At 56.4% G+C, this 13,197-nt stretch carries 14 protein-coding genes; 5 read left to right on the plus strand and 9 right to left on the minus strand.

From position 1 onward, the window contains the following. Position 1 precedes the first annotated feature (1 nt). The 4 genes from GRI41_RS05940 to GRI41_RS05955 form a co-directional block, all read right to left on the minus strand. The gene (locus tag GRI41_RS05940; RefSeq protein WP_235901060.1) at positions 2-574 is read right to left on the minus strand and encodes a NuoB/complex I 20 kDa subunit family protein; all 573 of its coding nucleotides are present in this window, start codon (positions 572-574) and stop codon (positions 2-4) included. Beyond that, positions 571-945, minus strand: a complete 375-nt coding sequence (gene ndhC / locus GRI41_RS05945) for an NADH-quinone oxidoreductase subunit A (protein WP_160603825.1) — start codon at positions 943-945, stop codon at positions 571-573. Before ndhC ends, GRI41_RS05940 begins: the two co-directional genes overlap by 4 nt. 118 nt (positions 946-1,063) lie before the next feature. Then, positions 1,064-2,353, minus strand: coding sequence for an SMP-30/gluconolactonase/LRE family protein (locus GRI41_RS05950; protein ID WP_160603826.1), 1,290 nt, complete (start codon positions 2,351-2,353; stop codon positions 1,064-1,066). Beyond that, the gene (locus GRI41_RS05955; protein WP_160603827.1) at positions 2,353-3,783 is read right to left on the minus strand and encodes a coniferyl aldehyde dehydrogenase; all 1,431 of its coding nucleotides are present in this window, start codon (positions 3,781-3,783) and stop codon (positions 2,353-2,355) included. The genes GRI41_RS05950 and GRI41_RS05955 overlap by 1 nt, the downstream gene beginning before the upstream one ends. Positions 3,784-3,950: 167 nt before the next feature. Between GRI41_RS05955 and GRI41_RS05960 the strand changes: the two genes are divergently transcribed. Together GRI41_RS05960 and GRI41_RS05965 are read left to right on the plus strand one after the other, a co-directional pair. After that, positions 3,951-5,147 (plus strand): acetyl-CoA C-acyltransferase, encoded by a 1,197-nt coding sequence (locus GRI41_RS05960; protein ID WP_160603828.1) that lies wholly within the window; start codon positions 3,951-3,953, stop codon positions 5,145-5,147. A 66-nt stretch (positions 5,148-5,213) separates the two neighbouring features. Then, complete coding sequence (locus GRI41_RS05965) at positions 5,214-5,879, plus strand: hypothetical protein (protein WP_160603829.1); 666 nt, start codon at positions 5,214-5,216, stop codon at positions 5,877-5,879. 151 nt (positions 5,880-6,030) lie between these two features. Here the strand turns inward: GRI41_RS05965 and GRI41_RS05970 are convergent, their stop codons facing one another. Then, positions 6,031-6,501 carry an SH3 domain-containing protein gene (locus tag GRI41_RS05970; RefSeq protein WP_160603830.1) on the minus strand — a complete coding sequence of 157 codons (471 nt, stop codon included), beginning with the start codon at positions 6,499-6,501 and terminating at the stop codon, positions 6,031-6,033. 90 nt (positions 6,502-6,591) lie between these two features. Between GRI41_RS05970 and GRI41_RS05975 the strand changes: the two genes are divergently transcribed. Together GRI41_RS05975 and GRI41_RS05980 are read left to right on the plus strand one after the other, a co-directional pair. Further along, the gene (locus GRI41_RS05975) at positions 6,592-7,608 is read left to right on the plus strand and encodes a 2-hydroxyacid dehydrogenase (protein WP_160603831.1); all 1,017 of its coding nucleotides are present in this window, start codon (positions 6,592-6,594) and stop codon (positions 7,606-7,608) included. Further along, a complete protein-coding gene (locus GRI41_RS05980; RefSeq protein ID WP_160603832.1) occupies positions 7,605-8,183 on the plus strand; it encodes a YkgJ family cysteine cluster protein in 579 nt (192 codons plus the stop codon). The genes GRI41_RS05975 and GRI41_RS05980 overlap by 4 nt, the downstream gene beginning before the upstream one ends. Positions 8,184-8,189: 6 nt before the next feature. Here GRI41_RS05980 and GRI41_RS05985 read toward each other — a convergent pair whose 3' ends face one another. The 4 genes from GRI41_RS05985 to GRI41_RS06000 form a co-directional block, all read right to left on the minus strand. After that, complete coding sequence (locus GRI41_RS05985) at positions 8,190-8,798, minus strand: esterase/lipase family protein (protein ID WP_160603833.1); 609 nt, start codon at positions 8,796-8,798, stop codon at positions 8,190-8,192. Between the two features lie 97 nt (positions 8,799-8,895). Beyond that, positions 8,896-10,302, minus strand: coding sequence for an NAD(P)H-dependent flavin oxidoreductase (locus GRI41_RS05990; protein ID WP_160603834.1), 1,407 nt, complete (start codon positions 10,300-10,302; stop codon positions 8,896-8,898). 26 nt (positions 10,303-10,328) lie between these two features. Further along, on the minus strand, positions 10,329-11,081 hold the full coding sequence (locus GRI41_RS05995; protein ID WP_160603835.1) for a class I SAM-dependent methyltransferase: 753 nt from the start codon (positions 11,079-11,081) through the stop codon (positions 10,329-10,331). A 77-nt stretch (positions 11,082-11,158) separates the two neighbouring features. Continuing rightward, complete coding sequence (locus tag GRI41_RS06000; protein WP_160603836.1) at positions 11,159-11,956, minus strand: 2-keto-4-pentenoate hydratase; 798 nt, start codon at positions 11,954-11,956, stop codon at positions 11,159-11,161. 176 nt (positions 11,957-12,132) lie between these two features. On the opposite strand from GRI41_RS06000, the gene GRI41_RS06005 reads away from it, so the two are divergent. Further along, positions 12,133-13,152: a LacI family DNA-binding transcriptional regulator gene (locus GRI41_RS06005; RefSeq protein WP_407985516.1), complete on the plus strand. Its 1,020-nt coding sequence runs from the start codon at positions 12,133-12,135 to the stop codon at positions 13,150-13,152. Positions 13,153-13,197: the final 45 nt, after the last annotated feature.

Below are 13,197 nucleotides of genomic sequence, written 5' to 3' on the forward strand. Positions count from 1 at the left end.
ATTAACGCTCTATCGTCCCGGTGCGGCGGATCTTGCGCTGCAATTGCATCACGCCATAGAGCAGCGCTTCTGCAGTCGGCGGGCAGCCGGGAATATAGATATCAACCGGAACAATCCGGTCACAGCCGCGGACCACGCTGTAGCTATAGTGGTAATAGCCACCGCCATTGGCGCAGCTGCCCATCGAAATCACATATTTCGGATTGGACATCTGATCGTACACTTTGCGCAGTGCCGGGGCCATTTTGTTGCACAGCGTTCCGGCAACCACCATCACGTCGGACTGGCGCGGTGATGCGCGCGGCGCGGCGCCAAACCGCTCCATATCATAGCGCGGCATATTGGCGTGGATCATCTCCACAGCGCAGCATGCGAGGCCGAAAGTCATCCACCACAGCGAGCCCGTTCGCGCCCATTCAAACAAATCCTCGGTGCTGGTGACAAGGAAGCCCTTGTCATTCACCTCGGTCTGCAGCGCGTTGAAATAATCCGCGTCAGGCTGACGAATCTCGCCCGCTTTCGCAGTGGGCAAAAGCGAACTTTGCGCGGCGGTAGGTGCGGCTTGATTGGTCATTCCCACTCCAAAGCTCCTACTTTCCAGGCATAGGCAAAGCCGACAATCAGTTCGAACAGGAATACCATCATCGTTATCCAGCCTGGCCAGCCGGTCAGATCAAGGCTGACCGCCCAAGGGAACAGGAACGCGGCTTCAAGGTCAAAAATGATGAACAGGATCGCAACCATATAGAATCGCACATCAAATGGCGCGCGCGGGTCTTCAAATGCAGGAAAGCCGCATTCATATTCGCTGTTCTTCTCCGCATTCGGGCTGTGCGCGCCGGTCAGCCGCGAAACGCCCATTGGTAGGAACACGAACAGAGCTGACAATCCCACTGCAATGAACAGAAAGATCAGGATCGGAAGATACTGTAAAGGGTCGAACAAGGGGACACACCCGACTGTTAGTAAAGCTTAGGCGCGCCCTAGTCCCCTGCCCCACGCTTCGCAAGGGGGTGAGGCGTGTAAAATGAGCGAAAATCGGTGCATTATATGCAAGCCGGCCCTAGAGCGGCAAACGCCGGACCTGTGTTGCTATGGATGGCTTGCCTTCAATTGGCACCCCGCCCTCTTCGAAGCGATCCCACTGACCGGTTGCGACATAATACAATGCGCCATCGCGGATTGTACCGCCAAGGGGTTCCGTCCACGCGGAATGCGCCTGCTCAAGGACTGTCAAATTTGTCGCGGATTTTCCATCATCGGAAAGGTCAATCGCAACGATGCGCATCGGGTTCATCCCGTTCTGTATACCGATCAGGCGGTTCCCGGCGCGCCACAATCCGTCGATTCCGTCAAGAATCACGGGCTTTTGCGCAACCAGCCGGGAGATCTTGCCGCTGTGCAGATCGACAATCGCAATGCCGTAGCGATAATCGCTTACATATAGTTTGGTGCCATCGGCGCTTGTCGCAAGACCCTGTGGCGACCGGAATTGCCGTTTGTCTTGCCCGACAATCTTTTCCAACTGGCTCTGGCCGGGCGCAGCAAGATAAATTTCCCCGCCAAGCGGATTGCTTGCATAGACCTTACCGCCGCCCGCAAGGTGGATGTCTGAAGGGTTTCCGCCAGACACCAATTCAATGCTCGTCGGGCTGGTATTCTGATTGATACCGAACCGGAAAAGACCCTTCGCCATTGTCCCGGCTTCTGCGCCCGACATGCCCAGATCGGCTGATGCCACCCACAATGTGCGTGTTTCAGGATCAATGGCGATGCCGCTCAGGCTGTTGGCATTGGGCAATGGCGCGCCCGTCCAAGTGCCATCATCATCGATCCCGAAGATCATGCGTGAAACCACCGTCGAAACGACCATTCTGCCATTTGCGGGATCGATCGCGATGCCCTCCACTAGCTTGGCTGTTTCAGGAACGGTTGCCGCAACCTCGCTCCGCTCTATCGGCTTAGCATTGCTTTTCAGCGCCGCTGCCAAATTGGCCGCAATCGCGGTTTCGCCCGCCATGTTCAGAATTTGCGCGCGTCCCGCATCGCTGAAAGAATAGCCACGGTCGGCGAGCCACAATGCCTCTCTGACCACGCCAGCAGCGTTTTCGGTCTCCGCGTAATGCCGCAGCAGTCGCAACCGCACCGATGCACTGTCCGGAAATGCGCGGGCCAGCGATCTCAATCCGGCGAGATCGGAAATTGTGCCTGTTTCCTCATCAACTGCGCGCCAGCCGGCATCGCCGGAAACGACAAATCCAGCAGTCGCGCGGGCTGATCCTGGCGACACAGGCGGCACGTAATTGCACGCCGATACGCTTAGTACGGCGACAAGACAGGCGAGCGTTCTCATCACTTCAATTGCGTAGCAATCGCCTTCTTCGTGGCTTTACCATAGGGCGGTTTGAAACCGGCAATTTTGGCAATGTCCATTTTTGGCTGCGAATAGACCGAACGTGCATGGCTGAATTCCTTGAACCCTTCAGGCCCGTGATAGGAACCGATGCCCGATGGTCCCACCCCGCCAAAGGGCAGATCATCCATGGAGATATGGAAAATCACATCGTTCACTGTCACACCGCCAGAAATTGTTTTTTGGAGAACACGCTCTTGTTCGCCCGTGCTCTGGCCAAAATAATATAATCCCAAGGGCCGGTCATTCTGGTTCACATAGTCGATCGCTTCGTCGACATCCTTGTAGGTCTTGACCGGCAAGACGGGGCCGAAAATCTCTTCCTGCATCGCTTGCATATCATCATTGACGTTGCGCAGAATGGTCAGCGGCATTTTGCGGGAATTGGAATTCGAGAAATCCTCTTCCGCCGGATTGACCTCGATGACTTCCGCGCCCTTCTCTTTTGCGTCTGCGACCAGCCCTTGCAACCGGTCAAAATGGCGGTCCGTCACGACGGAGGCGTAATCATCATTATCGAGCAAAGTCGGATATTGATTGTGAACGCCCAGCTGGACACCGGCAATCGCGGCCTCTTCCTTCTCTTCGGGCACAATCATGTAATCGGGCGCGAGACATATCTGTCCGGCGTTCATCATCTTGCCCATCGCAATCCGCTCGCCTGCTTTCTCAAGATCTGCGCTGCGCCCCAGAATAACCGGAGATTTCCCGCCCAGCTCCAGCGTGACGGGAACGAGATTTTTGCCCGCTGCCTCCATCACTTTGCGACCGGTCGCGGTCGAGCCGGTGAACAGCAGATGGTCGAATTGCAACGATGAAAACGCCTGCGCCACTTCCGGGCTGCCGGTGATCACCGCCACTTCATCCTGCTCGAAATATTCGCTGACCAATTTGTCCATCAGCGCAGAAGTCGCTTCGGTAAATTCGGACGGTTTGACCATCGCCCGATTGCCCGCAGCCAGAATCTGCATCAGCGGGTTGAAAGTCAGCTGCACGGGAAAATTCCACGGGCTCATGATGCCGACAACGCCCTTGGGTTCATAGCGAACCTCGGCCTTTGCACCCAGCAAGCCAAGCGGGAACGTTACTTTCCGTTTTTCCGGCTTTGACCAAGCGCCCATATGTTTGAGGCAATATTTTCCGAAATTCACCGAACTGACGATATCGGTGATCATCGACTGATCGACGCTGCGATTACCGAAATCCTCATTCATTGCCTGACACAAAACTTCGCTGTGATCCTTGAGCAATGCGATTGCCCGCTTGATCCTGTCCCGGCGCCGATCGAGCGCTTCAGGGCGCGCGGCGACAAAGGCATCGCGCTGGAGCTTCAGGATTGTTTCCATTTCGGCGTTTTTATCGGCGGCCATTATGTCTCTCCCATTGGTATCGAATTGCCACCCATTTTTCACGAGAGTCAGCACATTGACAAGCGGAGAATAGGCTTGGCGCGTTTCCCGCATAGCTATGTCGATTGATTTTGGTGCGCTGCAACATTAGGTCAGGGGAAATTTCACTTTGAACTGGAAAGAACCCAATGACCCAATTCTCCGCTGCCGACCCGATCGTAATCCTTTCCTATGCACGGACCCCGATGGGCAGCATGCAGGGCGTTTTGTCCGATGCAACTGCGACCGAGCTGGGCGCAACGGCGGTAAAAGCAGCGGTCGAACGCGCTGGAGTTTCCGGAGATAAGGTAGACCGAATCTATATGGGCTGCGTCCTGCCCGCAGGCCTCGGCCAGGCCCCGGCCCGCCAGGCAGCGCTGAAGGCCGGTCTGCCAAAATCGGTGCAAGCCACCACGGTCAACAAGGTTTGCGGATCGGGCATGCAGACGGTGATTATGGGCTCGGAAGCGCTGGCATCGGGGACTGTGGGTACGGTTATCGCAGGCGGCATGGAGAGCATGACCAACGCGCCCTATCTGCTGAAAAAGCACCGCTCGGGAGCGCGCATCGGGCATGATACAGCCTATGACCATATGTTCCTCGACGGTTTGGAGGATGCATATGAAGAAGGCCGCGCAATGGGCACTTTTGCGCAAGATACTGCCAACGAATATCAACTGACCCGCGAAGAGATGGACGATTACTCTATCGAATCGCTCCGCCGGGCAAATGCCGCAATTGAAAGCGGCGCTTTTGCGGATGAAGTTGTTCCGGTGACGATTTCGACCCGGCGCGGTGACACGGTGGTCGATACTGACGAAGCCCCCGGCCGCGGCAATCCCGACAAGATACCAACGCTCCGCCCGGCATTTGCCAAAGACGGGACGATTACGGCCGCGACATCAAGCTCGATCTCAGACGGCGCGGCTGCGGTTGTTCTCACGCGCAAAAGCCTCGCCGAAGAAAACGGCCAGAAAGCGGTAGCAACGATTGTCGCCACCGCTGCCCATGCGCAGGAACCATCCGAATTCACGATTGCGCCAATCGGTGCGATCAATTCGGTTCTTGAGCAAGCCGGCTGGTCAACCGATGACGTTGATCTGTGGGAAGTGAATGAAGCCTTCGCATGTGTCGCCATGTTCGCGATGCGCGACATCGGCATCCCGCATGAAAAGATCAACGTAAACGGTGGCGGGACCGCGCTTGGCCATCCTATCGGGGCAAGCGGAACGCGCATTATCGTGACTTTGCTCAACGCGCTGAAACAGCAGGGCAAGAAACGCGGCGTGGCCAGCCTGTGCATCGGCGGCGGTGAAGCAACTGCGATTGCGGTTGAGATGGCCTGATGTACCAGTAAGTGGACAATTAGGCTTCGATTCTTATTATCGCATTGGGATCAAGGGGGGGATGGAATGCAAAAGGTCGTAAGTACGATTGACGAACTGAATTTCTTTACGGTGATAGGAACCGTAGAAGGAGCGAGCACTTGGTCGGAAACGAGCTTTAGCACTACTACAAGGCCGGGCTTCACTGACTCGACTGGTTATACCACGAGCGGATACACTACCACGTCAACGTCAACCACGGAGCGAAATCGATTTTTCGTCAAGCGCACCGAAGATGGCAAAGAATACGAAGTGGACCTGTACGGAAACAAATTTAGCGTCAGAGAAGGACACGAGGTCGGTATTTTTTACGTTGGGAGAACTGACGACGATCTGTGCTATCCGCTGCTCTACGAGAACTATTCGACCGACAAACGTTGGATGCGTCGGAGCAATTTCGACTCAGCACGTGGTACAGCAGTCAAAGCTGGCTGTTTGAGCGTGACAACGATCACTCTGGGAGCACTCGGCCTGATGTTCGCTTTAGCCGCGCTGAGCGAGGGGCATGAGCTCGGTCCCCTATTGGGTGTGTTAGGTGCCGGTTTACTTGGCCTTGGTATCTTTCTCACACTTCGGGCATCAGCAAGCGGCAATCAGGCTCGAGCGATTGACGCAAGGATTATAGAAATTGGGAAGCGCAATCTTGAGAATCGAACTTCGGTGTTAAAAAAAACGCCCTTGTCCGCAGGATAGAAGAACAATCGCAGGTAATTGTGCGGCTGGCTAAATCGCTTACTTCGTCAGCGGCGATGGAACGGCGAGAGGGTTTCGCAACCCAATTTCCGTCACAATACAAACGTGCGGAACTTCATCCTGGCTGCAGTGCATTCTCTGTAGATGCGTCTCACGGTTTCCCCGCGCCCCAAAGTCGGTCTTGTGCGACCCAGCCTTCGCGGCCGCCAACGTCAAATTCGCACCATCCGGCGGAACACGTCCCGAGCACGCCCACCACTCCGGGCTCTGCATTCCACTTCAGCTTGCTATTGTCAGCGGGCTTTTCACGCATAGCCGCAAGCCCTTCTCCGATCACCAAGGCCCCGCGTTTTGCGCTTAGCAATCCTTGGCTCACCCAGCCGGTTGTACCTTCGGAATCTTCGATCAATCGCCAGCCATCAACCACGCGGACAACCTTAATCGGCAAGCCTTTGCGCTTATACACCCAGTCGATCCGGTATTCGCGGCTGGGGCCGACTCTCATATTGAGCTCTTCGGTGTTGATCGTCGCCCAATAGGGCACTTCGCGCTTCTGCGCATGAGCGGGCAATGTGAACGACGTCGCGGTGACAAGAATCGCGAAAAGAATCCGGATGAGCATCCGATTATTCTAACGCTTTAAGTGGCGATGCTTCAAGACTCATCGCTTGACGCTTGACGCATGGCCGCGTTGCGCCCTAGCGCCCTACCCATGGCTGAAAGCAACGACAAAACCACGCGCCGTGTCACTGGAATGCCAAAGGTGATTGTCACCCGGCATCTGATGCCCTCTGTCGAAGCAAGAATGGCCGAGCTTTACGACACCACGCTCAACACCGGCGATGTCCCGCTTTCGCGCGCGCAGCTTGTCGATGCGATGCAGAATTCGGACGTACTCGTTCCCACGGTCACTGATACTATCGACAAGGAGATGATCGCGCAGGCGGGCGACCGTCTTGGCCTGATCGCAAACTTCGGCGCAGGGACGGATCATATTGACCTCAACGCCGCGCGCGACCGCGGTATTATGGTCACCAATACCCCTGGCGTGTTCACCGATGACACGGCGGACCTGACGCTTTCGATGATCATCGGCGTACCGCGCCGCGTTCGCGAAGGCGTTTCGCTGGTCCGCAAGGGCAAATGGACCGGCTGGGCACCGTCGCGGATGCTAGGGCGCCAGTTGGGCGGAAAGACGCTGGGGATCATCGGAATGGGCCGGATCGGCCAAGCGGTGGCGCATCGCGCGCGCGCTTTCGGCCTCAAGATCGCCTATCACAACAGACACCGCCTGCCCCTGGCAATCGAAACGATGCTGGGCGCTGAATTTCACGAGCATGAAGACAGCCTGATTGCCGCGTCAGACATTGTTTCACTGCATTGTCCGGCAACAGAGCGGACAATCGGGTTTTACGATGAAGGCCGTTTTGCGCTGATGAAGGACGGGGCTTGCTTGATCAATACGGCGCGCGGCGATCTGGTGGATCAGGAGGCGCTCATTGCTGCGCTGGAGAGCGGCAAATTGTCGGGCGCGGGCCTCGATGTTTACCCTGACGAGCCCAATGTTGACGCGCGCCTTCTCGCCCATCCAAACGTGATGACTCTGCCGCATATTGGAAGCGCCACCGCTGAAGGCCGCGAAGCCTCTGGCGAGAAAGTAATCGCCAATATCCGCTTTTGGGCTGACGGCCACCGCCCGCCCGATCAAGTACTGGACGCCTTGGTGTGACGGCGGACAAACCCGTCACATCGCAGGAACTCTCCGACATTTGCCTTTCCTGCGGGATGTGCTGCGAAGGTACGCTTTATTCGCACATTCCGCTGAAGCCGGAAGAAATAGCCAAGGCGGAGGGCCGCGGATGGAAGATCGACGAAATTGGCAATGGAGAGACCGGGTTTCTCTCTCCGTGCCACGCGCTTTCGGGCGCTTGTTGCACGATTTATGGCGATCGTCCCTCTGTCTGCGGAGCCTATAGCTGCAGGGTTCTGCGCCGGGTGAAAAACGGACGCATTGCAGTGGAGGAAGGCCAATCCATCATCGCCAAAGCTACCTCTTTGCGTGATCAGCTCCGCCAGTATGTCCCGGCCGGTACAACGCTGTTCGATTTCAGGAGAAAGGCGGCCGATTGGGTGGATAACTGGCAGCAATTAAGCAAAGCGGAACGCAAGGAACTCGCCCCCGCCATGCTGCTGATTACCGAACTGACCAACCTTCTCGACAAAGAGGTGCTCTGGATAACGGACAATGCGAGATCGCCCGAACCCTCTATGATGTCGGACAAAGATGGCGACCGCGTCGCCTAGGCGCGGTCAGCCTGTTCCCGCGCTTCGTCGAGCCAGTATATCGATAATTCCGCCAACTGCGCGGCGCGAGCTGCCCATTTCCAAATGCGTGACAGGCAGTTCCACTTGCTCGTCTGATTCATCGCTCTGTCCGCATGCGCATTCGGGTGCGATCACGCCATCGACTGGAGACCAAACCGCGATTGTGTGCACGGGTGGCTTTATCGAAAGGTCTTCTTTGAAGGGCGGATTTTCCACCGTGTGATCATTGACAAACTCGTAGACCCGCCAGGCATTGTTGGCATGCCGATCGCCGGAAAACGGAGTGCCCAAGGTCACAACAAGGCTGATCTTTTCCGGATGGCGATGCGCCAATGCGCGTGCATAGAGCCCGCCAAGGCTCCATCCGACGACCATGACCGGTTGCCGCGATGCCGACGCTACACGGTCCAATTGCCGTTCAACCATGGCAAGGCTTTCCTGCGTCACGCGAGCGTTATAACCGCCGCCCAAACCCGACGAGACAAATCCTGCCGCATCGAGCGAACGCCTGAGGAAGCTTGTGGAACCATCGCCCGACATGAGGCCGGGAATAACCAGCACGGGTTCGCCATGCCCAACAGTTCCAGATTGCAAGACCGGCCTGATGCGTCCGGCTATCAGCTTTGGGATCGCAAATGCTTCCCTAGCCAAATAGGGAAATGCAGGAGGCTTCACGTCGGACAATAACGCATCAATCCCCGGTCAAAATCCGGTCGACCAATTCCTTCACTGTGGGCGTGAAGTTGTTGGAATAGAATGGGTCCTGCTTGAAACGATAGGCCGAATGTCCGGCAAAGGCGAGATTGTCATCCGTATCTCCGCCATGCGCAATATCCTGCAATGTCTTTTGAATGCAGAAACTACGCGGGTCAGCCAGGCGCCCGGTTGTGTAGTCATCATGGTCTTTCCACGAAGAGAACCCGCAATGTGACAGGCAGCCCATACAATCGGCCTGGTCCTTGCGGATCGTATCGCGGCTTTCGGGGGTGACGAACACGAGAGTGTTGTCGGGCGTTTTGAGAGCTTCGGTGTAGCCCTCTGCAAACCACGCTTTGGCAACGCCCCAATCATGCGGTGTTACCCAGAAATTCTTGCCTCTTACGCCGAAGTCGAGCTGCGCCGTGTGATCGCCTGCCTCGGTCTTGCTGAACGCAATTTGCCGTTCGCTGCGATGCACCAGGTCATTCAGGAAAGGATTCTTCACCGCAGAGGAATAAAACCCCGTGGGCGAGAACTTGTGCAGCAACACTTGTCCTGGCTCGACCGTGCGAAGCATGTCCTTCCATCCTTGCGGGATCGGGCTTTCCTGAGTCAGAAGCGGGCGCGTACCAAACTGGAAACAGATTTTGCCAAGTTCGGGATTGTCGATCCAGTTTTCCCACTCGCGCAGAAACCAGACGCCGCCCGCCATAACGATGGCGGTCTCTTCAGAAACACCCTCTTTACGCATAGTGTCGCGCAAATCCTTGACCCGTGGATAGGGGTCTTGCGGTTCGCGCGGGTTTTCTGCGTTGGAAAGGCCGTTATGGCCTCCTGCAAGCCATGGGTCTTCATAAACCACCGCCGCCATCAGATCGGGAACCTTGGAATAGCTCCTCTTCCATAGCGCGCGGAATGCACGCGCGGAGCTGATGATGGGCAGGTAGTGGACATTATACCGCGCGGCGATTTCCGCCAGCTTGTAAGGCATGCCTGCGCCGCAAGTGACACCTGTCACCAACCCTTGGGTTTTCTCTAGAATACCTTCGAGAATCTCTTGCGCACCGCCCATTTCCCATAGGACATTGATATTGATCGCGCCTTTGCCGCCAGCAATATCATAAGCTTTCTTGACTTGCTCGATACCGCCGTCGATGCCGTATTGGATCAATTGCTCGTGGCGCTCTCTGCGGGTCCGCTGCGGATAGACCTGCGGGATGATCTCGCCATTCTCGTCGGTGCTATCGGCATTGACCGCGCTGACAGTGCCGATCCCGCCTGCAGCAGCCCAGGCTCCCGAACTCGTATGATTCGTCGCAGAAACGCCTTTGCCGCCCTCAATCAATGGCCAGACTTCACGTCCGCCATAATTAATCGGGCTCAACCCCTTAAATGCCATTACTCATCAGTTCCTTGAAATTCGGCTTACTTTTCAGCGTTGCCCGCCCCGCCCGCCGGCTTTGACCCGGGTCCGCGGCATGGTTTTATATCTTTCGGTTCAGGCCTCGTAGCGGCTGCCTTGAACTGTGCATAGTACCCGGCCAATTCGGGCGCATCTTTGAAGGCCACCAATTCGAACCCCACCTGCCTGAATTCGCAGGACAGAAGCAGCGGGTCGATGCCATGCTGGTCCGTTGGGCGATCTACATCCACAACAATGACCTGCCCGCCTTCATTGAGCGCCGACCATAGTCGCCAAAGGAAGGCATAGGGCTCCTGAACTTCATGATACATATGCACCATGAAGATCCGGTCGAAGCTTTTCTCCGGCAGACGCGGATCATCACCCGCCCCCAGCTTGATCGAAACATTGTCGAGCCGCTCTTTCTCGACCCGATTGCCCAGCCGCTCCAGCGCTTCTTCATCGATGTCTTGCGCCAAAACCCGGCCATCCGCACCAACGCGCTTGGCCAGACGGACAGTGTAATATCCTTCACCTGCACCGATATCCGCGACGGTAGTGCCTAGTTCAATCTCCGCGAGATCCATTACTGTTTCGGCCTCTCCTTTGGCATCGCGCGCGGTCTCGGTCGAAAAGGCATTGGAACCAAGATCCGACACGGGCCGGTCAGGACGGGGAAAATCGAGCGCCGATTCCGGGCGATCGGATTCGCCATCCGCTGCCTTGCAGGAAGACAGAGCCAGCGCCGCAAGCAAAAGGAGAGAAAGGCTTCGCATATGCGAGAGGTCTTTAGCGCCAAGCGGCACGAGTAGCAAAAGCGATTATTGTGTGGTCAACAACGCCGTGGGGTTGGCTAACGCAATCGGGTCGGGTCCGTTTCCACACGCGTGGCTATTTCGCCGATATCCTTGAACCGCGCCAAGGCGATTGCGCCAGCAGCGATTTCGTGGACACCGGTGATTGCTCCGCTGGAAATCCACCAACCGGCTTGCGGCTTGATCCCGCGCTGCGCGAGGTTGCGAAGCAGGAAACACACAGCTCCGAATGGACCATCCAGCATGGTTGATGTTGTCGCCTTGCCCACTTCGCGGCCATCAATGTCGAGAGAGATATCGACATCATCAAGCGTGTCCCAGACTGTCCGGTCTACGCGCTTTCCAATCAGAAGGCCGGCATTGTTGCCATGATCGGAAACCGTCACGCAGGGACCATCCTGGTTAATTTTGGCATAGGGCGATGAGGCTACTTCTATCCCGATGCAGACTTCGTCCACCCAATCCATCGCTTCGTCGCGGTCGCGTGGCAGCGCGGCATCCTTTGGGTCAAGACGGAGCATAAATTCTGCTTCGACCGCCGCAAATCCACCCTCGAAAATCCGGAAAACATTGCCTTCGTTATTCTCGCGCTGGATAGCGTCTTCGAAAACCGGGCCAATTAGCCGGTTGGCGCCGAGACTGTCGCTGGCGGGAACGTTAATCTTCCCGACTTTCCAGCCACCGATCGGCCGATTCCAGATCGAAATAGCTTTATCCTGAATGCTGTAAGCACTGGCTAGATCGACTGGGGGGCTACCGGGATAGTTGCTGATTGGCTTCCACGATTGACGGGCGTCAACAAACGCATGTGCAATTTCACCCGCTTCGGAATTCATTAACTCCACCCCTTCAAGAAACTCACCCTAAAGCATGACTTTGACGAAAAAGGAAACCGGTGTCAAAACGATTCTGACTTGGCGTTTGCGAATAGATTTCAATTTCGCACTGCAATTCGGATGTGGTTGGCCTATAGGTCAGGCGCAAAGATCAGGAGGGGTTTGAAAGAATGGCAATGTCCGGTTCGTCACCGACAATCAATGACGTTGCACGCATTGCAGGCGTGTCAAAGAAAACGGTCAGCAGAGTCATCAATCGGTCGCCCTTGCTGAAAGAAGCGACACGGGAAAAAGTCGAGAAGGTTATCGCCGAACTCGGTTACACTCCCAACCCTCAGGCGCGTGCTCTCGCCCTACGCCGTAATTTCCTGCTTGGCCTGCTGCACGACAACCCGAACGCGCAAACCGTGCTCAATTTCCAGGAAGGCGTGCTCGATGCGATCCGTGACACGGAATTCGCGCTTGTTGTCCGGCCGGTAGACCGCCGTTCGCCCGATATGCTGGAAGACATCCGCAACTTTCTCGAAGTACAAAGGCTCTATGGCGTTTTGCTGTTGCCGCCAATTTCCGAGAATGACGAATTGGCGGAACTGTGCCGCGATATGGGTTGCGGCTATGTACGCATGGGTTCGGCAGCGCTCGATACATCGGAACATCTCGTGCAGTCGAACGACCGCGAAGTTGTCGAATCGGTGATCGATTATCTGGTTGAACTGGGCCACCGCAGGATTGGATTGATCGAAGGACCATCGGGGTTCCGGTCCGCTGCCGAACGCCGCGAAGGGTTCCGCGCGGCCATGAAACGCCACGGCCTGGAAGTGCCCGAAACAGCCGTCGCCCAAGGCAATTACCGATTTGATTCCGGGGTGGAAGCGGCCAACAAACTGCTGCAAGGCGACACCCAGATCACCGCGCTTTTCGCAAGCAACGATGAAATGGCGGCGGGCGCATATCATGCGGCCAGAGAGAAGGGGATCGCGGTTCCCGGGCAGCTGTCGATCGTCGGCTTCGACAATTCCCCGATCGCTGCCCATATCTGGCCACCGATGACCACGGTCAGCTGGCCGATTCGCGAAATGGCCAAGTCCGCAGCATTGAAATTGATCGATCCGGGTTCTGACGGCGCGAAGCCTTCAACCTTTCCCGCCCGCCTTGTAACGAGGGACTCGGTTGGCCCTCCCCCGCCTACGACGTAAGCTCAAGGTTGAAATACAACCCTGTTTCGGTCTAAACGAATAAAT

It is taken from the genome of Pontixanthobacter aquaemixtae (assembly GCF_009827395.1).
In the GTDB taxonomy this organism is placed as follows: domain Bacteria; phylum Pseudomonadota; class Alphaproteobacteria; order Sphingomonadales; family Sphingomonadaceae; genus Pontixanthobacter; species Pontixanthobacter aquaemixtae.